Raw genomic sequence first — 21,438 nt, 5'->3', positions numbered from 1 at the left:
GGGTGCTGCGGGCGTTCTGCCGCACCGCTTCGCCGGGTGCGTGACCCGGCGCTCAGGGCGTTCCCGACCAACTCTACCGCAACGGAAGAGTTGGTCCGGACCCCCGTCGGTGCGACGTGGCGCGACCCGCAGGACGGCGCTGCCGGTCCGTGCACACTGCCGCGCCGTTAGAGTCGGGTCGATGTCCTCCCCCACCTCCCTGCTCGCCGAGGCGGCTCGCCGCCGGACCTTCGCGGTGATCTCGCACCCCGACGCCGGCAAGTCGACGCTCACCGAGGCCCTGGCCCTGCATGCCCGGGTGATCTCGGAGGCCGGCGCCACGCACGGCAAGGCCGGGCGCAGGGCCACCGTCTCGGACTGGATGGAGATGGAGAAGGCCCGCGGCATCTCGATCTCCTCAACGGCGCTGCAGTTCGAGCACGAGGGCCACGTCATCAACCTGGTCGACACCCCGGGTCACGCCGACTTCTCCGAGGACACCTACCGCGTGCTCTCCGCCGTCGACTTCGCGGTGATGCTGCTGGACGGCGCCAAGGGTCTGGAGCCCCAGACGCTCAAGCTGTTCGACGTCTGCCATCGCAGCGGCATCCCCGTCATCACCGTCATCAACAAGTGGGACCGACCGGGACTCGACCCCCTCGAGCTGCTCGACCAGATCCAGCAGCGGATCGACATCCGACCCACGCCGATCACCTGGCCGATCGGCATCGCCGGCGACTTCCGCGGCGTGCTCGACCGTCGGCACGGTCACGCCGTCGAGTACGAGCGCACCTCCGGCGGGGCCACCCGCGCGGGCGAGACGGTCCACGCACCCGAGCGCGCCGACGAGGTCTTCGGCGACCCGTGGCAGGAGGCCGTCGGCGGCGTCGAGCTCCTGAGCGCGGACGGCGCCGACCACGACCCCGAGTCCTTCCTGGCCGGTCGCACCACGCCCGTGCTGTTCGCGGCGGCGGCCCTCAACTTCGGCATCACCCAGCTGCTCGAGGTCATGCTCGAGCTGGCGCCCGCGCCTCGTGCGCGCCTGGACGCGAAGGGCGACCCGCGACCGGTCGACTCCCCCTTCAGCGCCTTCGTGTTCAAGATCCAGGCGGGCATGAACACCGCCCACCGCGACCACGTGGCCTTCGCACGGATCTGCTCGGGCGTGTTCGAGCGCGGCGAGGTCGTCACCCACGCCCAGAGCGGGCGGCCATTCGCCACCAAGTACGCGCAGAACCTGTTCGGACGCGACCGCGAGACGACCGACCTCGCCTACCCCGGCGACGTGATCGGGCTGGTCAACGCGTCCCAGCTCGCCATCGGCGACACCCTGCACCTCGGCCCGACCGTCGTGTACCCGCCGATCCCCAAGTTCGCCCCCGAGCACTTCGCGACCATCACGGCGCGCGACACCTCGCGCTTCAAGCAGTTCCGCCGCGGCATCGAGCAGCTCGACCGTGAGGGCGTCGTGCAGGTCCTCCGCTCCGACTTCCGCGGCGACCAGGCCCCGGTCCTGGCGGCCGTCGGCCCCATGCAGTTCGAGGTCGTGACCGACCGCCTGGCCCGCGAGTTCAACGCCGAGACCAGGCTCGAGCCCCTCCCCTACACCGTCGCCCGGCGCATCGAGCCGGCCGACCGCGAGACCCTCGCCGGCACCAACGGTGTGGAGACGTTCGAACGCAGCGACGGCGCTGCCCTGGCGGTCTTCTCCGACCGCTGGCGGCTGCAGTTCGTCGCCCGCAACCACCCAGACATCACCTTCGAGTCGCTCTCAGCCGACGTCGATGACCGCACTCCCACCTCCTGAGGAACCCCATGGCCAACAACAACGGCAACCGCAGCAACAACCGCAACCGCAACCGCAACGGGAACACCAACAAGAACAACCGCTCCGCCACGAAGCCGAGGCGCCAGGCACCCTCCCGCCTGCCGAAGGGCGGCCTGCGGGTCATGCCGCTCGGCGGCCTCGGCGAGGTCGGCCGCAACATGACCGCCTTCGAGCACGACGGCAAGATCCTGCTCGTCGACTGCGGCCTGCTGTTCCCCGAGGAGCACCAGCCGGGCATCGACGTGATCCTCCCCGACTTCTCGGCCATCCGTGACCGGCTCGACGACGTGGTGGGCCTCGTGCTCACCCACGGCCACGAGGACCACATCGGTGCCACGCCCTACCTGCTGCGCGAGCGGGGCGACATCCCGGTGATCGGCAGCAAGCTCACCCTCGCGTTCGTGAGCGCCAAGTTCCGCGAGCACACGGTCGACCCGCCCCTGAAGACCGTGGCCGCCGGCGACGTGATGAAGCTCGGTCCGTTCGAGCTGGAGTTCATCGCCGTCAACCACTCCATCCCCGACGGCCTCGCCGTGGCCATCCGCACGTCCGCCGGCCTCGTGCTGCACACCGGCGACTTCAAGATGGACCAGTTCCCGCTCGACGACCGCATCACCGACCTGCGCGCGTTCGCGCGGCTCGGCGAGGAGGGCGTCGACCTGTTCCTCACCGACTCGACCAACGCCGAGGTGCCGGGCTTCACCACCTCCGAGCGCGAGCTGCAGCCGGCCATCGAGACCGTGTTCCGCACGGCCCCGCGCCGCATCATCGTCTCCAGCTTCGCCAGCCACGTGCACCGCATCCAGCAGGTGCTCGACGCCGCGCACGCCAGCCGGCGCAAGGTCGTGTTCGTCGGCCGGTCGATGGTGCGCAACATGGCCCTCGCCCAGGAGCTCGGCTACCTCAAGGTGCCCAAGGGACTGCTGGTGGACCTCAAGGCCGCGAACAACCTCGCCCCGAACCAGGTCGTGCTCGTGTGCACCGGCTCCCAGGGCGAGCCCATGGCCGCACTGGCCCGCATGGCCGACGGCACCCACCAGATCGACGTCGGCGAGGGCGACACCGTGCTCCTGGCCAGCTCGCTCATCCCCGGCAACGAGAACGCCGTCTTCCGGCTCATCAACGGCCTCGCGTTCCGCGGCGCCAACGTGGTGCACTCCGGCAACGCGAAGGTCCACGTGTCGGGCCACGCCAGCGCCGGCGAGCTCGCGTACTGCTACAACATCGTGCGACCCAAGCACGTGCTGCCGGTCCACGGCGAGTGGCGCCACCTGCACGCCAACGGCGCCATCGCCGAGCGCACCGGCATCCCCCACTCCTCGGTGCTGCTGTGCACCGACGGCGACGTCGTCGACCTCGTCGACGGCCACGCCCGGGTCAGCGGACACCTGCCGAACGAGCACGTCTACGTCGAGAACATGGTGGTCGGCCGCACGACCGAGCACACGCTCGAGGAGCGGCGCACCCTCGCCAACGAGGGCATGCTCACGATCATCGCGATCGTCGACGTCGAGCGCGGCACGTTCGCCGAGCCGCCGGAGTACGTGATGCACGGCCTCATGGAGGACCTGCGCGACTTCGAGCCGCTCACCCAGCAGCTGGCCTCGGCCCTGAAGAAGGCGGACGGGAAGACGCCGGCCGACGCCGAGGAGTCCATCGAGCGCACCGCCGCCTCGTGGATGCGTCGCACCTACCGACGCGAGCCGATCATCCACGCCATCGTCGTCGAGGAATGACCGACGGCGGGGCCACGGGGGGATGAGCGCCGTGCAGATGCAGATCGGCGAGATCGCCGAGCGCGTCGGCCTGAGCCTGCGCACCATCCGCTTCTACGAGGAGGCCGGGCTCGTCATCCCCGACGCGCGCAGCACCGGAGGCTTCCGGCTGTACTCCGAGGCCGCCGTGGCGCGGCTCGAGCTCATCAAGAAGATGAAGCCGCTGGGCTTCTCGGTCGAGGAGATCGGCGAGGTGCTCGGCATCCTCGACCTGCTCCAGGACCCGGCCGCCACGACCGAGCAGACGCAACATGCCCTCGACCGGCTCGACGAGGTCCGGGCGACGGTGGTCGAACGCCTCGAGGAGCTCGAGGCCAAGACCGAGGCGGCCCGTGGCTTCGCGCGGGACCTGGCCGCTGTCGCACAGAGGAACCGCCCGTCCGAGTGATCGGACGGGCGGCTCGCCTGCTGGTCGCGACCGGAGGTCAGGACCCGACGTGCTCGCTCAGGGGTGCTCGACGTCGCCCCGCCAGGCGCCGGTCTCCTGACCGCCCCGGGACTCGATGAACTTCTTGAAGTTCCGCAGGTCGCCCTGCGTGCGGCGCTCGAGGATGCCGGTCTTGTCGGCCACCTTCTCCACGAAGCCCTCGGGATCGACGTCCATCTGCACCGTCACACGGGTGCTGGTGTCGCCGAGGCGGTGGAACGTCACGACGCCCGCGTGCTCAGGTCCGTCGTCGGAGCGCCAGGCGACCCGCTCGTCGGGGTGCTGCTCGGTGACGGTCGCGTCGAACTCACGCGTGACCGGTCCGACCTTGATCACCCAGTGCAGGTGCGTGTCGTCCCGCTGGTCGATGCGCTCGACGCCCTCCATGAACTGCGGGAAGTCCTCGAACTGCGTCCACTGGTCGTAGGCGGTGGTGACGTCCACGTCGACGTCGATGGTCTCGGTGATGGTGCTCATGGGTGTCCTTTCGCAGACTGCCCATGACCTACCCGGTGCCCGGCCCCCCGAAACGCTCCCGTGGAAGCGCCCCGGTCCACGGCACGGACCGCGTCAGGTCAGCAGGCTCACGCCGCCGGGTCCGACGAGCAGCGCCACGACGATCAGCACCGCGCCCCAGAGGATGTCGCCGCGCACGATGCGCAGCACGCCGATGATGCCGATGACCACGGCGGCGATCCACAAGATGGTGTCCCACATGATGGTGCTCCTTCCCGCCCGGTCCGCGCTGGACCGGCCGTTCCCGTCAACGTAGGACCGGGCGGCCGGGCGCGCATCCGGAGCGATCTTCCGGAGATGGGAGGATGGGACGGTGCGCGCCATGGTCCTCGACACTGTCCGTGCGTCTCCGGACGTGCGGGACGTCGCACGTCCGGTGGCGCCCGACGGCGGGGTCGTCGTCGAGGTTCGTGCCACCGGGCTGTGCCGCAGCGACTGGCACGGCTGGGCCGGGCACGAGGACCTCGTGTTCCCCCACGTCCCGGGGCACGAGCTCGCCGGTGTCGTGAGCGAGGTCGGGTCCGGCGTGGCCGGCTGGGCGGTCGGCGACCGGGTCACCACGCCCTTCGTGTGCGGGTGCGGACGCTGCGACTGGTGCCGAGCCGGCGATGCCCAGGTGTGCCCCGGCCAGCAGCAGCCCGGCTTCACGCACTGGGGGTCGTTCGCCCAGCACGTCGCCCTGCACGCGGCCGACACGAACCTCGTCGCCGTGCCCGACGACGTCGAGTTCGCGACCGCCGCCGCCCTGGGCTGCCGGTTCGCGACCGCCTACCGGGCTCTCGTCGCCCGGGCGCGCCTGCGCGCGGGCGAGTGGGTCACGGTGGTCGGTGCCGGCGGCGTCGGCCTGAGCGCCGTCATGGTCGCGCACGCCCTGGGTGCGCGCGTCGTGGCCGTCGACCGCAACCCCGAGGCCCTGGCCGTCGCCGCCCGTCTGGGCGCCGAGCACACCGTGACGGCCGACGACGACGTGCCCGCCACGGTCGCCGACCTGACCGGCGGCGGGTCCCACGTCGCCATGGACGCGGTGGGGAGCGAGCAGACGAGTGCGACGTCGCTGCTGAGCCTGCGGCGTCGGGGCCGCATGGTGCAGGTCGGCCTGCTGCCCGGTGTCGAGGGGCATCCGCGCGTCCCGCTCGAGCGGGCCATCGCCTGGGAGCTCGACGTCCTCGGCAGCCACGGCATGGCCGCCGTCGACTATCCGCCGATGATGGAGCTGGTGGCGAGCGGACGACTGCGCCCCGACCTCCTGGTGGAGCGCACCATCGGCCTTCAGGCCGCAGCCGCCCTGCTGCCCACCTTCGACCAGGCGGCCGTGGCCGGGATGACGATGATCGACCCGTGGTTGCCCGAGTGACCTGATCGGCTCGCGTCGCCCGACGTCACGGTGAGCCGTGCTCGGCCCACCACCGGGACGTCGCTGCCTCGGCCTCGGCGTCGTGGATGCGCTGGAAGTTGCGGCCGCCGCGAGCGAAGGTGGCGGGCACCGCGGCGGGGACGTCCGACCACGGCACGGGCGCGTCCGACCACCGGCAGGAGCGGACGTGCTGGAGGTCCGCCGCTGCCGCTGCAGGCGCTTCGTCGAAGCGCCACTCCCCCTCGATCCGGCCGAGCCACAGATCCGCGTCGGCGTCGCGTGTCCAGACGAAGTCGCCGACGGGCAGGGCGGCGAAGCGCTCCAGACGGGCGGCGACACGCTCACCGTGCTGCTGCTCGACCCGCCCGATCGCCTCGTCGAGGTCCGCGGGAGCGACGTCGAGTCGGCCGCCCAGGCCGACGACACCACGCCGCAGCGCGTGCTCGACGGCCGCGGCGTGGTCGACGGTGTCGTCGCGCGAGCGCAGCGGCGCCCGGTGGACGGCGGGGTGGACGGGACTCAGGTGCCGACCTCGGTCAGCCGAGCACGGAGGCGGCGTCGACGTCGCCGTCGGCGGCCTCGATGGCCTCGGCGAGTGCGGTCACGTGCTGGTCCTCCAGCGTCACGTCGGCCTCGCCCAGGCCCTTGCGCAGCTCCGTCTCGACGGTGCCCTCGGGGGCACCGTCCTGGTAGGCGCCCACGCGGTCGACGACGTTCTGGACAGCTTCGAGCTTCTCGGGGGTCAGATCAGTCATGCCCTCGACGCTACGCACCGGCCGACGATCCGCAATCCGACCTCGGAGCGCCCCAACCTCGGAGCGCACCGCCTCAGAGCGCACCGACGTCGGGCGCGGTGTCACCGAAGTACCGGTGGAGCTGCTCGTCGCGGTAGCGCGCGGACCACGTGTCGATGTGGCGGCGACCCCGTTCAGTCCTGCCCAGCACGCGGTACCGCACGGCGTTGCCGACCAGGGCGTTGACCGTGGCCCACGGCAGGCGCAGCGGCAGCCCGAGCTCGCGCATGCTCGCGGTGCCGAGGAACGGGCGGAGCATGCTGAGCAGCCGTCGGGGTGCGTACCAGCGGTGGAACCGGGCGAACCGGCGGTAGTGCAGGTGCGGCTGCGCATCGACGATGCTCTGCGTCAGCCTGCGCCCGGCGTCGGTGATGTCGTCCTGGCTCAGCAGCACGTGGTAGTTGAAGTGGTGCTGCTCGCGCTCGGTGTCGAACAGCCACGCCTCGTCCACGCCCAGCAGCCAGCCGATGTAGCGCCACAGGTGCATCACCGCTCGAGACTCGTCCTTGGAGACCGGCACGCCGAGCGCGCGCACGCCCAGCAGCAGCGCTCCCGAGAACAGCCCGAGCGTCGCGGCCTGGTCGGTCTGGTTGATCGGGGCGCCCCAGTGCCCGGTGTCCCAGCGGTCCCCCTCGGAGAAGCGCTGGTTCACGATCGCGTGCATGAGCCGGACGTGCACGGTGAGTCGCCAGCCGAGCGCTCCGGGGCGCATGGCGCCGGGCTGGGAGACGGCGATCGTCCAGTGCTGGGTCTCGGCCAGCCGCCGCACCGTCGTCTCGCCCGTCAGGCCACCGGTCGCGACGAGCAGGTCGGTGGGTCCGCCGAAGCGGTAGCCACCGATCAGCGACAGCTGCAGCAGCACGTCGCCCGCGTTGCGGCCGAACGTCCGGTAGACCCGCGCACCCTCCTCCAACAAGTCCCAGTCGACCCAGTCCGGCGTCGTGGAGACGAGGTCGAGGAGGTTGCGCAGCGCGGGGGGCGCCCCCTCCAGGTCCCCCTCGAGCGCGCGACGCAGCTGGTCGTGGGTCACGCGGTCCGCGCCCTTCGCACGGAACGCCGCGGCCAGCCGCGCTCCGGGGTCGTCGATGCGCAGGTAGCCCTCCCCGATGGACCGCAGGAGCGACTCGTCGACCTGACGCACCCGCCCGAACACCCGCAGGGGGCGACCCATGCGAGCACCTCGCGCCTGGGCGGCCCGGTGCCGGGTGGGCACGGGTGCGCTGTCGGCGGGCGCGGGACGGGCAGGAACGGTGCCGGTCGGAGCTGAGGTCATGCACTGGAGCGTGACACGAGCAATTGCTCGCATACAATTCGCGTATGAGCCGACCACCCGAGACGCTGCGCAAGGCGCCCCGCCAGGACCGGTCGCGCCGGATGGTCGAGCGGATCCTCGAGGCTGCCAGGCTGGTCCTCGTCGAGGAGGGGTACGAGCGCGCGACCACCAATCGCATCGCCTCGCGTGCCGAGGTCAGCCCAGGCTCTCTCTACCAGTACTTCCCCGACAAGCAGGCGATCCTGGTGGCGGTCATCGACCGGTACTCCGCCGAGATCGGCGAGGAGCTCACCGCCGTGCTCGCCGACCGGCTCGACCTGCCGCCCGACCAGCTCGTCCGAGCGGCGTACGAGGGACTGCTCGACGTGCTGGAAGAACACCGCGAGTACCTGCGCCTGGTCACCCAGGAGCTGCCCCTCTCCCGCGTCGCCGGCCACGTCGGGCATGTCGAGCGTCGCGTCGCCGACCTCGTCGGGGCGTACCTGACGGTCTCCCGCACGCCCACGCCGCTGCCCACGTCAGCCTCGGCGTGGCTGCTGGTGCGCATGGTCGAGCACCTCAGCGTCGACTACGTGCTCCAGCGACCCGACATCGCTCGCGACGTGTTCGTCGAGGAGCTGGTGCACCTCACCGCGGCCCACCTCGCCGCCCGGCCGGCCACCGCGGTGCCCGAGGTGGCGGAGCCCGCCGGCGCGCGGCCCGACGGCACGGGACCCGCCGCCCGGAGCTGACGACCTGCCGACGTGAGCAATGCCTCACCCCCCGGGCGAGACAGGTGCGGACCCGGCCTGTTGGATGGGGCGAGCACACGTCGCCCAGCCCGGAAAGTTCGCATGAGCCGCATCTCCCGCAGGACCTTCGTCGCCGCCCCCACCGACCTCGTGTGGGAGCTCGCCCAGGACTTCGCCCGTTGGCACCCCCGCCTCAGCATCTACTCCGGAGGCCCGGAGGCGGACGCCGACCTGGTCGTCACGGTGCTGAGCCAGGACGACGAGACCCGCACGCTGTCGTACTCGATGCCGGAGCCGCCGTTCCCGATCTCCGAGCACCGCGCGACGATCGAGGTCCAGGAGGGCGCCGGCACCACGTGCTACGTCGAGTGGTCCGCGGAGTTCGAGTCCGACCCGGGCATCATCCACCTGCTGGAGGACCAGCTCGGCGACGACGTGTTCCGCCTTGCGCTCGACAAGCTGGCCACCGCCGCGCAGGACCAGCACGCCGCCAACGTCCTGGCCTGAGGGCCGCCCGAGGGCCTGCCTCAGGCCCGGACCAGACCCAGCACCTCGCGGGCCTGGTCGGTCAGTGCGCCGCCGGCGGCGCCGCGCGGGACGTCGGTGAGGAACCCCCGGCGCCGCGCCTCGGCGACGCGGTTCGTCCAGGTGCCGGCGCTGCCGCCCAGCGCCTCGGCCATCCGCTTCGAGGGCGCACGCTCCCCGCGCTCGACGATCCGCGCGTACTCCAACGCGACGGCTGCGAGCGCGAGGTCGTCGCGCCCGAGCCGTCCCGATCGCTCCTGCAGCAACGCCTGCACGGTGGTGAGCGGCTCGGCGTCCTGGCCGGCGCTGCGGGTGGCCAGGCGTCGCGCCTCGGCCACGAGGGCGCCGAGCGGAAGCTCTCGCACGTCGTTGCCGGCGAACGACCGGTCGCCGGCCCCCCGCCGCACCACGAGCTCGCGCACCGACCACTGCCGATGACTGCCCTCGCGGTGCAGGCGCAGCCCGACCGACCACTCATCGGCGACCCGCAGCGCGACGAGGCGCTCACCGTCGGCCGTCACGCCCACGGCGTGCTCGCGCGTCACGTCGTCCAGGAGCGCGCCGAGATCATCCATGCGCAGCACCGCCTGACTGATGGTGGTAGTCCCTTCACGGTACCACCGGACCCTGAGCCCACGCTCCCTTCGAGAGGGCGGTCGGTCAGCTCCGCCAGTCGCGGAAGCCCAGCACGATGAGGCGCATCTCGCGGCGGGCCTTGCGCTTGATCTCCTCCTCCAGGTCAGTGCGACCGTCGGGGGTCTGCACCACCTGCTCGGCGCGGTAGACCATGTTGCGGACGAAGAGCCCCGAGGCGAGCTTGACGTCCTCGGCCGACCACGTCTCGATGTGCGGGAGCCGCGCCAGCACCACGGCGAGCTCGGAGATGAACAGCTCGAGCTCACGCTGGATGGCCTGCCGCACGGCGTCGGAGCCGCTCGCACGCTCCCGGGCGACGAAGCCGAAGTGGGCCTTGTTCTGCTTGACCACCCGCACCAGGATCTCGGCCGACGCGTCGATGATGTCGGCGAAGGTCTCGGGGTCGCGCTGCGCGTCGCGGATCATCGCCCGCAGGGTCCCGAACGACTGCTCCACGAGCGCGAGCCCGAGCTCGTCCATCGACGCGAAGTGCCGGTAGAAGGCCGTCGGGACCACGCCGGCCTGGCGGGCGACCTGGCGCAGGCTGATCTGGGCGAAGCCCTGGTCGCGGCTCAGCTCGAGGGCGGCGGCAAGGATCGCGTCGCGCGTGCGCTCCTTCTGCGCCTGGCGCGTCGTCTCCGCACGGGGCGACGCGGCTCGTCCTGCTTCCGCCACGCCTGGAGTCTAGGCCGTGCCGCCGTCGTCCCCTCGGTGAACGCGTGTGTCGCCGTGTGCCAGGTCACCGACACGCCCTCTTGCCCTGCAGTGGTTCACACCCCCACACTTTGAGTGTACGCTTGTACACCGAACGACTTCGACTGGAGAGGAACCGCATGGGACTCGTCCGTTCCGCCCTCGCCTCCCGCGCCGTGGCCTCCTTGACGTCGCCCAAGTCCCTCGACCACTACCTCGACCAGGTCCATCCGCTGTGGACCGTCGAGGCCGTGCGCGCCCGGGTGGTCGAGGTGCGACGCGAGACCGGCGACGCCAGCACCGTGGTGCTGCGTCCCAACGGCGCCTGGAAGGGCTTCGTCCCCGGCCAGCACGTGCAGTTCGGCATCGAGGTCGACGGCACCCGCAGGGTCCGCGTGTTCTCCGTCTCCAGCTCCCAGACCGCGTCCGACGGCACCTTCAGCGTCTCCGTGAAGGCCCACCCCGACGGCTACGTCTCCCAGTTCCTGCACCGCGAGCTCCAGCCCCGCACCGTCGTCTACCTGTCGCAGGCCGAGGGCGAGTTCGTGCTCCCCGCCGAGGTGCCCGAGGACCTCCTGCTGCTGAGCGGCGGGTCCGGCATCACCCCGGTCATGTCGATGGCGCGCACGCTGCGCGACCGCGGGCACCGCGGCCGGGTCACCTTCCTGCACTACGCACGCTCGCGGGGCGACGAGATGTTCACCCCCGAGCTCGACCGCCTGGCCGCCGAGCTCCCCGGAGCCACCGTGGTCCGCGTCTACACGCGCGAGCCCGAGGTCGGGGCCGAGCTCGAGGGCCGCTTCGCACTCGACCACCTGCGCCGGCTCGACGTCGACCCGACGGTCGCCACCACCTTCTGCTGCGGGCCGGCCGGCCTGATCGCCACCGTCCGCGACACCTACGACGAGCTCGGCGCACGCGACCTGCTGCGCACCGAGTACTTCAAGGTCCCGTCCGTCGACCTCGACGCAGCCGACGCCACGGGCACCCTCAGCTTCGACGACGCCGGCACCAGCACCGACAACAGCGGCAGCACCATCCTCGAGCAGGCCGAGGCCGCCGGTCTCACGCCCGCCTTCGGCTGCCGCATGGGCGTCTGCAACACCTGCGCGGTCAAGAAGCTCAGCGGCGCCGTCCGCCACGTCGTCAGCGGCGAGGTCAGCGCCAACACCGACGAGACCATCAAGGTCTGCGTCAACGTCCCTGTCGGCGACGTCAGCGTCGCACTCTAAGGAAAGGGAGTCCCCATGTCTCGCAAGCGCACCCCGATCGCACCGTTCAGCGCCTCGGAGCACAACGCCGCACCGGAGCCGCTCGTCGGCGCCGACGCCTCCAAGCGGTCCACCATCGGCCTGGAGTACATGAGCTACGAGGAGCTGGAGGGGTTCGGCGAGGAGCTGGACGCCATCCGCCAGCGCACCCTCGACTCGCTCGGCCAGGCCGACGCCGACTACATCCGCCGGGTCATCCGCATCCAGCAGACGTTCGAGGTCCTCGGCCGCATCGGCATCTTCACGCCGTTCTTCTGGCCCACCTTCGTGGCCGGCATCGTGTTCCTCGGCCTCTCCAAGATCCTCGAGAACATGGAGATCGGCCACAACGTGATGCACGGCCAGTACGACTGGATGAACGACCCGCTGGTCGACGGCAAGCGCTACGAGTGGGACAACGTGGCACCGGCCGAGGACTGGAAGCACGGCCACAACTACATCCACCACACGTACACGAACATCCACGGCATGGACCGCGACATCGGCTACGGCCTGCTGCGGATCGACGACGACCAGCCCTGGTACCCGAACCACCGCTTCAACCTGCCGCTCGCCTTCGCGCTGATGCTCTTCTTCGAGTGGGGCGTGATGTACCACGGCCTCGAGCTCGACGAGTACCTCGGCGGCAAGATGACGAAGAAGGAGTTCCGCGACCGCAAGAGCCGCGCCGCGCGCAAGGCTCGCCGCCAGGTGCTCAAGGACTACGTGACCTACCCGGTCCTGGCCATCGCGCTCGTGCCGTTCGTCGGCTGGTGGGCCCCGCTCGCCGTCCTGGGCGCGAACTTCGCGGCCAACCTGATCCGCAACATCTGGACCTTCCTCATCATCTTCTGCGGCCACTTCCCCGCCGAGGTGCAGACCTTCGCCGAGGAGGACGCGCAGAACGAGACCCGCGGCCAGTGGTACCTGCGCCAGCTGCTGGGCTCGGCCAACATCAGCGGCAGCCGCGCCTTCCACGTGATGAGCGGCAACCTGAGCCACCAGATCGAGCACCACCTGTTCCCCGACATCCCGGCGCGCCGCTACCCCGAGGTCGCCCGCGAGATCCGCGCGATCTGCGAGAAGCACGGCCTGCAGTACAACAGCGGCCGGTTCAGCAAGCAGCTCGCGAGTGTCGCTCGCCAGCTCGCCGGCTTCTCGCGCAAGCCCGACGACCCCTACAAGCAGGGCAAGAGCCCGGAGTCCAAGGCCCTGCGTCGCGCCAAGCGCGAGGCCGCGCAGCAGCGCGAGTCCGAGCACGCGGCGGCCTGAGCGAGCCCCAGGTCCGCCACGAGACGACGCCCCGGCACCGCCCGGGGCGTCGTCGTGCGGCATCCCGGCGGTACGCCACAATGGACTCGACCGGACGACCCACCCTCGAGGAGACGGCCATGGCGATGAGCCGGCGCGAGATCGCGAAGGACGCCGTGCAGCAGGGCGTGGAGGCGGCGATCACCACGGGCGGGCGCATCAGCGCCATCCTGTTCGACACCGCGCGTCGCGTCACGACCGAGGTCGGGGCGTTCGGCACCGAGCTGTTCGAGATCACCGAGGCCAGCCGCCGCGCCGGGGAGGACCCCGACGACGCCGGACGCGTCACACCCACCCATCCGCAGGACCACTGAGGGCGAATCCCTTTCATGACCAGCTCCCCGACGTCCGGCTCCCCCACCTCCGAGCGTCTCCCCCGCGTCGCCGTCGTCGGTTCCGGCGTCTCCGGCCTCACCGCCGCCTACGTGCTGCGCAGCACCCACGACGTGACGCTCTTCGAGGCCGACGACCGCTTCGGTGGCCACGCCCACACCCACGCGCTCGAGGCCGACGGCACCACGCACCACGTCGACAGCGGCTTCATCGTGCACAACGACCGCACCTACCCGTTGCTGCGTCGCCTGTTCGCCGAGCTCGACGTCGACGTGCACCCCACCGAAATGTCCATGAGCATCCGGTGCGAGGGCTGTGGCCTGGAGTACGCGGGTGGCCGCAAGCTGCCCGGGCTGTTCGCCCAGCGTCGGCGCGCGTTCGACCCCACCTACCTCGCGATGCTGGCCGGCGTGAAGCGGTTCCAGCGCGCGGCACTGGCCCTGCTGGACTCCGAGCCCGACGCATCAGAGCCCCAGACGTACGGCGACTTCCTGACCGCGCACGGGTTCTCGCAGCACTTCGTGGCCCACTACGCCATCCCGGTCGTGTCGTGCGTCTGGTCGTCCGGCCAGGAGACGGCGCTGCAGTACCCGGCGCGCTACCTCTTCGCCTTCCTGCGCCACCACGGCTTCCTGTCCATCTCCGGCTCGCCGCAGTGGTTCACGGTCCAGGGCGGGTCGGGCTCCTACGTGCAGCGCGTGACGGCCGCCATCGGCGACGTCCGCGCCTCCACCCCCGTGCGTGCGATCTCGCGCAAGCCCGACGGCGTCGTCGTGCTCGACGCGTCCGGCACCGAGCACCAGGTCGACTCCGTCGTCATCGCCACGCACGCCGACGACGCGCTGGCCCTGCTGACCGACCCCACCGACGAGGAGCGTCGCGTTCTCGGGGCGTTCACGTACTCCAACAACGAGACCGTCCTGCACCAGGACCCGAGCGTCCTCCCGCGCGCCGCCGACGCCCGCGCCGCGTGGAACTACCGGATGGACACGTGCAGCGGACGCGGCGACAGCACGGCGGTCACGTACTGGATGAACCGGCTGCAGGGCATCGAGAGCAGCAAGCCGTACCTCGTGAGCCTCAACTCCACGAGCCGCATCGACCCCACGTCGGTGCTGGCCACCATGCAGTACACCCACCCCGTGTACACGCCGACGTCGGTCGCGGCGCAGCAGGACCTCCCGTCGCTGTCCGGCGGGCGCACGGCCTTCGCCGGCGCGTACCACGGCTGGGGCTTCCACGAGGACGGCTGCCGCTCCGGCGTCGAGGCGGCGCGATCGCTCGGGGCGAGCTGGTGACCACCCCCCTCGAAGACACCTCCTCGAGCACCGGTGCCGGCTCGGCGGGCCTGCCCGCCGTCCCCGCACTCGTCGTGGGCGCGGTCTCGCACACCCGGCGCGTGCCCGTCCGGCACCGGTTCAGGTACCGCATGTACCAGTGGCTGGTCGACGTCGACGACCTGCCGCGTCTGCCTCGCTGGCTGCGACCCTTCTCCACCTTCCGGGCGGCCGACCACATCGGCGACCCCGATCGCACGCTGCGCGAGAACGTCGAGACGTTCTGCCGCGAGCAGGGCCTCGACGCGACCGGCCGACGCATCCTCATGCTGGCCAACGCACGCACGCTCGGGCACGTCTTCGACCCGCTGACGGTCTTCTGGGTGCTCGACGGCGACCGCACGGAGGCCATCGTGGCCGAGGTGCACAACACCTACGGCGAGCGGCACGCCTACTTCCTGAGGCCCGACCCGCAAGGCCGCACGAGCACCGACAAGGCGTTCTACGTCTCCCCCTTCTTCACGGTCGCCGGCCGCTACGACCTGCAGTTCCGCCTGCAGGCCGAGGCCGTGGCCAGCACCGTCATCCTGCGCCAGTCGCCCTCCGACGACGGCTCACCCGCCACGACGCCCGGCGAGGCCGTCTTCAGCGCCACGTTCCGCGGCGAGCCCCGACCCGTCACCGCGGGCCGGCTCGCGCGCCTGCTCGTCTCCATGCCGTTCATGACCCATCGGGTGAGCCTGCTGATCCGAATCCATGGTGTGTGGCTCTGGCTGCGCCGACTCCCGGTCGTCCCGCGACCGGCTCACGAACCCCAGAAAGGCACGACCCGATGACCGACACCCTTGCCACCCGCTGGCCCGGCGTCGCGCAGACACCGCGCACCCCCTTCAAGGCACGTGTGGCCAAGGCTGTGGTGCGGCCCGCCATCAACACGCTCCCCGTCCGTCTGACGTTCCCCGACGGCACCGCCTGGGGCGCCGGCGGCGCAGCCGCACCCGAGATGCAGATCCGCCGACCCGCGGCCTTCTTCAGCCGGCTCGGCCACGACACCAAGATCGGCTTCGGCGAGGCCTACATGGCCGGCGACTGGACCGAGGGCCCCGACACCGACCTGGCCGACCTGCTCACGCCGTTCGCCGAGCGCCTCACCACGATCGTGCCGCCGGCACTGCAGAAGCTGCGCGCGCTCGTCGATCGCCAGCTGCCCCAGCACGAGCGGAACACCAAGGAAGGCTCTCGCTCCAACATCGAGCGCCACTACGACCTCTCCAACGACCTGTTCCAGCGCTTCCTCGACCCGTCGATGACGTACTCGGCCGCGTGGTTCGAGAGCCCCGACGAGTCGCTCGAGCGCGCTCAGCAGCGCAAGCTCGACGGCATCCTCGACCAGGCCGGCGTCGGCGAGGGCACGCGGGTGCTCGAGATCGGCAGCGGCTGGGGCTCGCTGGCCATCCGCGCTGCGCAGCGCGGCGCACAGGTCACGACGATCACGATCTCCAGCGAGCAGGCTGCCCTGGCCCGCGAGCACTTCGAGGCGGCAGGGGTGTCCGACCGCATCGACCTGCGCCTGCAGGACTACCGCGACGTCACGGGCGAGTTCGACGCCGTGGTCAGCTGCGAGATGATCGAGGCCGTGGGCGAGGAGTACTGGCCCACGTACTTCGCCAAGATCGACGAGGTGCTCGCCCCCGGCGGCAAGGTCTCGATCCAGGCCATCACGATGGCGCACCACCGGTACCTGACGACGCGCAACTCCTACGGGTGGATCCAGAAGTACATCTTCCCCGGCGGTCTCATCCCCTCCCCCGAGGCGATCGACCTCTCGCTCGCGAACCACACCCGCGGGCTCGAGGTCACCGAGCGCCGATCCCTCGGCCAGGACTACGCCCGCACGCTGCGCCGCTGGCGCGACGACTTCGACCGCAACTGGGCCGACATCGCGACGTTCGGCTTCGACGAGACCTTCCGGCGTCTGTGGGACTTCTACCTCGCGTACTGCGAGGCGGGCTTCGCCGCCGGGTACCTCGACGTCTTCCAACTGCGCATGGAGCGCACCGCCTGACCTTCTTCGTCACACTCGACCCACCCATCCTCCGGGTCGGCGGCGGCGAACTCCTGATGAGGGAAACATCCCGCGTAGCGTCAGGAGGGCATCGTGGCGAGCACCAGCCGACTTCCGGATCCGATCCAGGAATCGTACGAGTGGCAGCACGCGGGAGCGTGCCGTGGCGTGGACACGGAGACGTTCTTCCCGCCGGAGACGGAGCGCGGGCCGCGCCGACGTCGGCGCGAGGCCGCGGCGAAGGCGCTGTGCGCGACGTGTCCCGTGGTCCAGCAGTGCCTCGACCACGCGCTCTCGGTGCGCGAGCCGTTCGGCGTGTGGGGCGGGCTCAACCAGACCGAGCGCGAGCACCTGCTGCGCGCGGCAGGCTGAGCCGGGTCAGAGCTCGCCCGTCTTCGGCCAGGGGTTGGCCTTGCATCCCTGCAGGCCCTTCGACTGCTGCTGCATGACCGGGGCCGCCTTGCCCTTGCCCGGGCAGCGCGCGTGACCCTTGCCGAGGAAGTGTCCGACCTCGTGGTTCACCACCATGTGCCGGTAGTCGCGGATCGAGCGCCGGGCCTTCGACCACACCGACGTGCCCTTGTTCCAGCGCGTCTCGTTGATGATGACGTTGCGCCCGACCCGGCAGCTGTACGTGGAGCTGCAGCCCGAGGAGTACGACGGCACGCGGGAGGCCTTCGCGAGGACGAGGGTGAACGACCCGCCCTTCGAGACCTCCTTGAACCGGATGCCTCCACCGCGCCAGCCGCGTGCGTCGGCCAACGTCTGAGCGGCCTGGGTGCGGAACGTGGACAGGCTCGCCTTCGAGCCGTTGCGCCGCACCGAGTAGGTGATCGTGCGTCGCACGTCGCGCCGGTGCTTGACCAGGCCCGTCGAGAGCGAGGCCGCCCAGCGCGTCTGGTGGTAGCGCTTGGAGGCGGTCACCCGCACCGCCAGCCGGTGGCCGACGTCGCCGGGCTTGATCGTGTACGTGCGCCGGGTGGCACCGGCGACCGGCTTGCGGTCGCGGTACCAGCGGTAGCGCAGCGTGACTCCCCCGGTGCTCCACCGTCCCGCCGAGGCGGTCAGGGTCTTGCCGTAGCGGCGGGTGCCCGAGACGACGGGCCGGGCGCGCGAGACCAGCAGGGCCGGACCGACCGTGGTCGGTGCCGTGGCCGTGACGGCGTCGTCGAGCTCCGGGCTCGAGGCGGTGACCCGCACCGAGACCGCGCGGGCGTGGTCGGCAGCACCCAGGCGGTAGGTGGCGGCGGTCGCCCCGCCGATCGGGGCACCGTCGCGCAGCCACTGGTACGCGACGGAGGCGTCGGTGGGGCTCCACGTGCCCGGTGAGGCGGTGAGGGTCGAGCCGTAGCGCGACGTGCCCGTCACCACGGGCGGCTCGACCGGCACCACCGCGGTCGCCGCCGGCTGCTCCGGGACCTCGTCGGCCAGCGCAGGCCCCGACGTGGCGCCGAGGACCGTGGCCACGAGGGCGAGCAGCAGCGTGGCCACCACGGAGCGGACCGCACCTCGGCGCGACGTCGCCCGATCATGGGTCGTGACCGCGTCGGTTCCCGGCCCCCCGTCCGTCCCCAGCACCGTGGTCACTCCCAGAAGATCCGTTCGACGACCTGCCGTGCGTGCCGGGTGGCACGCAGGTAGTCGTCGATCATGCGTTCGCTGTGCTGCTGACCGTATCCCAGCAGGTGCGCCACGCCTGCCCTTTCGTCGGACTGCTCCACCATGGACTCGGCGGGCTTGGCACGCATGAGGACGACGGCGTTGCGCAGCCGGCTCACCAGCTGCCAGGCGCGGCTCAGCACCTCGGCGTCCTCGGCCGTCACCAGGTCCGCCTCGGCGGCCGCCGACAGGGCGCCGAGCGTCGACGTCGTGCGCAGGCCCGGGACGGCGTGGGCGTGCTGCAGCTGCAGCAGCTGCACCGTCCACTCGACGTCGGCGATGCCGCCGCGTCCGAGCTTCAGGTGGGTCTTGGGGTTCGCGCCCCGGGGCAGCCGCTCCGACTCGACCCGCGCCTTGATCCGGCGGATCTCGCGGACCTCGGCCTCGGACATGCCCTGCTCCGGCCACCGCAGCGGGTTGACGAGCTCGGTGAACCGCTCGCAGAGCTCCGGGTCGCCGATGCTCGCCCGCGCACGCAGCAACGCCTGCGCCTCCCACACGGCCGAGTACTTCTCGTAGTAGGAGACGTAGGCGGCGAAAGAGCGCACCAGCGGTCCGTTGCGACCGTCGGGCCTGAGGTCGGCGTCGACCTCCAGCGGCGGGTCGTCCCCCGGGGTCGAGAGGACCTTGCGCAGCGTGGTCGCGACCGCGGTCGCCGCAGCCGCCGCCTCGCCGTCGTCGGCACCGGGTCGGGGCTCGTGCACGAACATGACGTCGGCGTCCGAGCCGTAGCCGGACTCCCGCCCTCCGAGCCGGCCCATCAGCACGATGGCCATGCGCGTGGGGAACGGGTCCTTGCCGGCCTCCTCGCGCTGCCGGGTCACGGCGTCGATGCAGGCCGCGAGCGCGGCCGCGAGGGTGGCCTCGGCGATGTCGGAGAGCGCCACGCCGACCTCGTCGACGTCGAGCCGGCCGAGCACGTCGGCGATCCCGACGCGGGAGAGCTCGCGACGACGGACCCGCCGCACGGCCTTGATGGCCTGCTCCGGCGTCGTGTGCCGACGGGCGGCCAGCTGCATCTCGCCGCGCAGACGCTCGCCGTCGCGCGGCACGAGCTCGTCGTCGTCGCCGAGCAGGGCGACCGAGTCCGGAGCTCGCTGGATGAGGTCGGACACGTAGCGGCTGGAGCCGACGACCGCGGCGAGCTGCTCGGCGCCCTCACCCTCGTCGCGCAGCTTGCGCAGGTACCAGTGGGACTCGCCGAGCGACTCGCTGATCCGCCGGAACGTGAGCAGGCCGGCGTCGGGGGACGGCGACTCGGCGAACCACTGCAACATCGCCGGGAGCAGCGACCGCTGGATGGCGGCCCGCCGCGAGACCCCCGACGTGAGCGCCTGGATGTGGCCGAGCGCACCCTTGGGGTCCACGAAGCCCAGAGCCATGAGCCGTGCCTGGGCGGCCTCCGGCGTGAGCCGCAGCCCTTCGTCCGGCAACGACGTGACCGCCTCCAGCAGCGGTTGGTAGAAGAGCTTCTCGTGCAGGCGCCGCACGAGGCGCTTGTGGGCGTTCCAGTCCTTCTCCAGGCCCTCGGCCGGGTTCTGGCGGTAGCCCATGGACCGGCCGAGGCGGCGCAGGTCCTCGAGGTCGTCGGGCACGACGTGGTTGCGGCGCAGCCGGTAGAGCTGGATGCGGTGCTCCAGGGTGCGCAGGAACTCGTAGGCGTCCTCCATGGCGGCACCGTCGCGCCGGCCCACGTAGCCGCCCTCGGTCAGCTCGCGCAGCGCCTCCAGCGTGGTGGGGCTGCGCAGCGACTCGTCGCCCCGCCCGTGCACGAGCTGGAGCAGCTGGACCGCGAACTCGACGTCGCGCAGGCCGCCCGCGCCCAGCTTGAGCTGGCGCTCGCGCTGCTGGGACGGGATGTTCTCGATCACGCGGGTGCGCATGGCACGGACCTCGCGCACGAAGTTCTCGCGCGTGCTCGCCTCCCACACCTTCGGCGACAGCGCGTCCAGGTAGGCCTGTCCGACCTCGACGTCGCCGGCCGCGAACCGCGCCTTGAGCAGGGCCTGGAACTCCCACGTGGAGGCCCAGCGGTCGTAGTAGGCCACGTGGCTGCGCAAGGTCCTGCTCAGCGGGCCCTGGTTGCCCTCGGGCCGGAGGTTGGCGTCGACCTCCCAGATGGTGCCCTCGCGCGTGTGGTCCGAGCAGAGGCGCATCATCGTCGACGCGAGCCGTGCGGCCACGCGGGAGGCGGTCTGCTCGTCCGCACCCTCCGCGGGCTCGTGCACGAAGATCACGTCGACGTCGCTCACGTAGTTGAGCTCGCGACCGCCGGTCTTGCCCATGGCGATCACGGCGAGCCGCACGCTGTCGGATTCGGGCTCCTGCCGGCGCGCCAGGTCCAGCGCTGCGCCCAGCGTGGCCACCGCGAGGTCCGCCAGCTCCCCGGCGGACTCCTCGAAGCCGGTGAGCGCGGTCAGGTCGCGGGCGGCGACGTGCAGCAGCTTGCGTCGGTACGCGACCCGCAGCTCGTCGGCGTCGGCCACCTCGCCCAGCTGCTCACGCATCGTCGCGAGGTCGAGGGGCACGGGCGACAGGCGGTCGGCGCCCAGGTCCTCGACGTGCTCGGGGTGGCGGGCCAGGAAGTCGCCGAGCGCCTCGCTCGTGCCCAGCACGATGAGCAGGCGCTGGCGCAGCTCGTCGTCGGCCCGCAGGGTCGTCAGCAGCCGGTCGGTGCCCCACGCCTCGGCGATCGCGACGAGGGAGGAGAGCGCCGTGTCGGGACTGGCCACGGCCGCCACCTGCTCGACCAGGGCGTCGTCGATGCCCTCGAGGCGGGCCAGGTGCGCAGCCGCCGCAGCGCCGTCGAGGAAGCCGCGTCGGGCGAGGGCCAGCTCCGGGGACTCGGTGGACACGGCTGCAGGCTACGGCACGTGACGCGACCCGCGGCTGCGCTGCCTAGCGGTGGTCGTGGACCTGCTGCCGCTTGCGGTCGACGTGGCCCTGCCCCTGCGCTACCTGCGGTCGTCACGACTCACTGGCGCACTGCCCGCGGTCACGACTCACCGGTGC

At 71.6% G+C, this 21,438-nt stretch carries 22 protein-coding genes; 13 read left to right on the top strand and 9 right to left on the bottom strand.

Annotated elements, in window-relative coordinates; all coding sequences use genetic code 11:
• Positions 1 to 181: 181 nt before the first annotated feature.
• From ASF37_RS13085 to ASF37_RS13075, 3 genes are all read left to right on the top strand, one after another.
• Positions 182 to 1,786, top strand: a complete 1,605-nt coding sequence (locus ASF37_RS13085) for a peptide chain release factor 3 (protein ID WP_055965599.1) — start codon at positions 182 to 184, stop codon at positions 1,784 to 1,786.
• 143 nt (positions 1,787 to 1,929) lie between these two features.
• A complete protein-coding gene (locus tag ASF37_RS13080; protein ID WP_235493034.1) occupies positions 1,930 to 3,543 on the top strand; it encodes a ribonuclease J in 1,614 nt (537 codons plus the stop codon).
• Between the two features lie 37 nt (positions 3,544 to 3,580).
• On the top strand, positions 3,581 to 3,970 hold the full coding sequence (locus tag ASF37_RS13075) for a MerR family transcriptional regulator (RefSeq protein ID WP_235493033.1): 390 nt from the start codon (positions 3,581 to 3,583) through the stop codon (positions 3,968 to 3,970).
• 57 nt (positions 3,971 to 4,027) lie between these two features.
• Here the strand turns inward: ASF37_RS13075 and ASF37_RS13070 are convergent, their stop codons facing one another.
• The gene (locus tag ASF37_RS13070) at positions 4,028 to 4,486 is read right to left on the bottom strand and encodes an SRPBCC family protein (RefSeq protein ID WP_055965594.1); all 459 of its coding nucleotides are present in this window, start codon (positions 4,484 to 4,486) and stop codon (positions 4,028 to 4,030) included.
• Between the two features lie 93 nt (positions 4,487 to 4,579).
• On the bottom strand, positions 4,580 to 4,726 hold the full coding sequence (locus ASF37_RS17495) for a GPGG-motif small membrane protein (RefSeq protein ID WP_164468781.1): 147 nt from the start codon (positions 4,724 to 4,726) through the stop codon (positions 4,580 to 4,582).
• 121 nt (positions 4,727 to 4,847) lie between these two features.
• Here ASF37_RS17495 and ASF37_RS13065 point away from each other — a divergent pair, with 121 nt between their 5' ends.
• A complete protein-coding gene (locus ASF37_RS13065; protein WP_235500001.1) occupies positions 4,848 to 5,879 on the top strand; it encodes a zinc-binding dehydrogenase in 1,032 nt (343 codons plus the stop codon).
• Between the two features lie 25 nt (positions 5,880 to 5,904).
• On the opposite strand, the gene ASF37_RS17665 is transcribed toward ASF37_RS13065, so the two are convergent.
• The 3 genes from ASF37_RS17665 to ASF37_RS13050 all read right to left on the bottom strand — a co-directional run bounded on the left by ASF37_RS17665 (position 5,905) and on the right by ASF37_RS13050 (position 7,946).
• Positions 5,905 to 6,036, bottom strand: coding sequence for a hypothetical protein (locus ASF37_RS17665; RefSeq protein WP_255353828.1), 132 nt, complete (start codon positions 6,034 to 6,036; stop codon positions 5,905 to 5,907).
• A 379-nt stretch (positions 6,037 to 6,415) separates the two neighbouring features.
• Positions 6,416 to 6,634, bottom strand: a complete 219-nt coding sequence (locus tag ASF37_RS13055) for a hypothetical protein (protein WP_056555488.1) — start codon at positions 6,632 to 6,634, stop codon at positions 6,416 to 6,418.
• A 73-nt stretch (positions 6,635 to 6,707) separates the two neighbouring features.
• Positions 6,708 to 7,946 carry an oxygenase MpaB family protein gene (locus tag ASF37_RS13050; RefSeq protein WP_055965585.1) on the bottom strand — a complete coding sequence of 413 codons (1,239 nt, stop codon included), beginning with the start codon at positions 7,944 to 7,946 and terminating at the stop codon, positions 6,708 to 6,710.
• A gap of 44 nt (positions 7,947 to 7,990) precedes the next feature.
• On the opposite strand from ASF37_RS13050, the gene ASF37_RS13045 reads away from it, so the two are divergent.
• Positions 7,991 to 8,677, top strand: a complete 687-nt coding sequence (locus ASF37_RS13045; protein ID WP_056581091.1) for a TetR/AcrR family transcriptional regulator — start codon at positions 7,991 to 7,993, stop codon at positions 8,675 to 8,677.
• Positions 8,678 to 8,779: 102 nt separating this feature from the next.
• Positions 8,780 to 9,184: an SRPBCC family protein gene (locus ASF37_RS13040; RefSeq protein WP_055965581.1), complete on the top strand. Its 405-nt coding sequence runs from the start codon at positions 8,780 to 8,782 to the stop codon at positions 9,182 to 9,184.
• A gap of 20 nt (positions 9,185 to 9,204) precedes the next feature.
• Here ASF37_RS13040 and ASF37_RS13035 read toward each other — a convergent pair whose 3' ends face one another.
• Together ASF37_RS13035 and ASF37_RS13030 are read right to left on the bottom strand one after the other, a co-directional pair.
• Positions 9,205 to 9,777 carry a hypothetical protein gene (locus ASF37_RS13035; protein ID WP_056581088.1) on the bottom strand — a complete coding sequence of 191 codons (573 nt, stop codon included), beginning with the start codon at positions 9,775 to 9,777 and terminating at the stop codon, positions 9,205 to 9,207.
• Between the two features lie 85 nt (positions 9,778 to 9,862).
• Positions 9,863 to 10,513 carry a TetR family transcriptional regulator gene (locus ASF37_RS13030; RefSeq protein ID WP_055965577.1) on the bottom strand — a complete coding sequence of 217 codons (651 nt, stop codon included), beginning with the start codon at positions 10,511 to 10,513 and terminating at the stop codon, positions 9,863 to 9,865.
• 158 nt (positions 10,514 to 10,671) lie between these two features.
• Here ASF37_RS13030 and ASF37_RS13025 point away from each other — a divergent pair, with 158 nt between their 5' ends.
• The 7 genes from ASF37_RS13025 (at position 10,672) to ASF37_RS12995 (ending at position 17,139) form a co-directional block, all read left to right on the top strand.
• Positions 10,672 to 11,763: a ferredoxin reductase gene (locus ASF37_RS13025; RefSeq protein ID WP_055965575.1), complete on the top strand. Its 1,092-nt coding sequence runs from the start codon at positions 10,672 to 10,674 to the stop codon at positions 11,761 to 11,763.
• Between the two features lie 15 nt (positions 11,764 to 11,778).
• Positions 11,779 to 13,053: an acyl-CoA desaturase gene (locus ASF37_RS13020; RefSeq protein ID WP_082481978.1), complete on the top strand. Its 1,275-nt coding sequence runs from the start codon at positions 11,779 to 11,781 to the stop codon at positions 13,051 to 13,053.
• 119 nt (positions 13,054 to 13,172) lie between these two features.
• Entirely contained in the window at positions 13,173 to 13,406 is a 234-nt protein-coding gene (locus ASF37_RS13015; protein WP_156368206.1) for a hypothetical protein, read from the top strand.
• 15 nt (positions 13,407 to 13,421) lie between these two features.
• Positions 13,422 to 14,723 carry an NAD(P)/FAD-dependent oxidoreductase gene (locus ASF37_RS13010; RefSeq protein ID WP_056581082.1) on the top strand — a complete coding sequence of 434 codons (1,302 nt, stop codon included), beginning with the start codon at positions 13,422 to 13,424 and terminating at the stop codon, positions 14,721 to 14,723.
• Positions 14,720 to 15,538: a DUF1365 domain-containing protein gene (locus ASF37_RS13005; RefSeq protein WP_235497663.1), complete on the top strand. Its 819-nt coding sequence runs from the start codon at positions 14,720 to 14,722 to the stop codon at positions 15,536 to 15,538. Before ASF37_RS13010 ends, ASF37_RS13005 begins: the two co-directional genes overlap by 4 nt.
• The gene (locus ASF37_RS13000; protein WP_055965569.1) at positions 15,535 to 16,767 is read left to right on the top strand and encodes a cyclopropane-fatty-acyl-phospholipid synthase family protein; all 1,233 of its coding nucleotides are present in this window, start codon (positions 15,535 to 15,537) and stop codon (positions 16,765 to 16,767) included. Before ASF37_RS13005 ends, ASF37_RS13000 begins: the two co-directional genes overlap by 4 nt.
• A 93-nt stretch (positions 16,768 to 16,860) precedes the next feature.
• Positions 16,861 to 17,139, top strand: a complete 279-nt coding sequence (locus ASF37_RS12995; protein ID WP_055965567.1) for a WhiB family transcriptional regulator — start codon at positions 16,861 to 16,863, stop codon at positions 17,137 to 17,139.
• 6 nt (positions 17,140 to 17,145) lie between these two features.
• On the opposite strand, the gene ASF37_RS12990 is transcribed toward ASF37_RS12995, so the two are convergent.
• Together ASF37_RS12990 and ASF37_RS12985 are read right to left on the bottom strand one after the other, a co-directional pair.
• A complete protein-coding gene (locus ASF37_RS12990) occupies positions 17,146 to 18,354 on the bottom strand; it encodes a DUF3152 domain-containing protein (protein ID WP_056581079.1) in 1,209 nt (402 codons plus the stop codon).
• Positions 18,351 to 21,281: a bifunctional [glutamine synthetase] adenylyltransferase/[glutamine synthetase]-adenylyl-L-tyrosine phosphorylase gene (locus ASF37_RS12985; protein WP_056581076.1), complete on the bottom strand. Its 2,931-nt coding sequence runs from the start codon at positions 21,279 to 21,281 to the stop codon at positions 18,351 to 18,353. The genes ASF37_RS12990 and ASF37_RS12985 overlap by 4 nt, the downstream gene beginning before the upstream one ends.
• Positions 21,282 to 21,438: the final 157 nt, after the last annotated feature.

The sequence above is a fragment of the Aeromicrobium sp. Leaf289 genome (genome assembly GCF_001423335.1).
Lineage (GTDB): Bacteria > Actinomycetota > Actinomycetes > Propionibacteriales > Nocardioidaceae > Aeromicrobium.
Note: the sequence above shows the minus strand (reverse complement) of the source record. Positions and strands in the feature narration are given on the sequence as shown.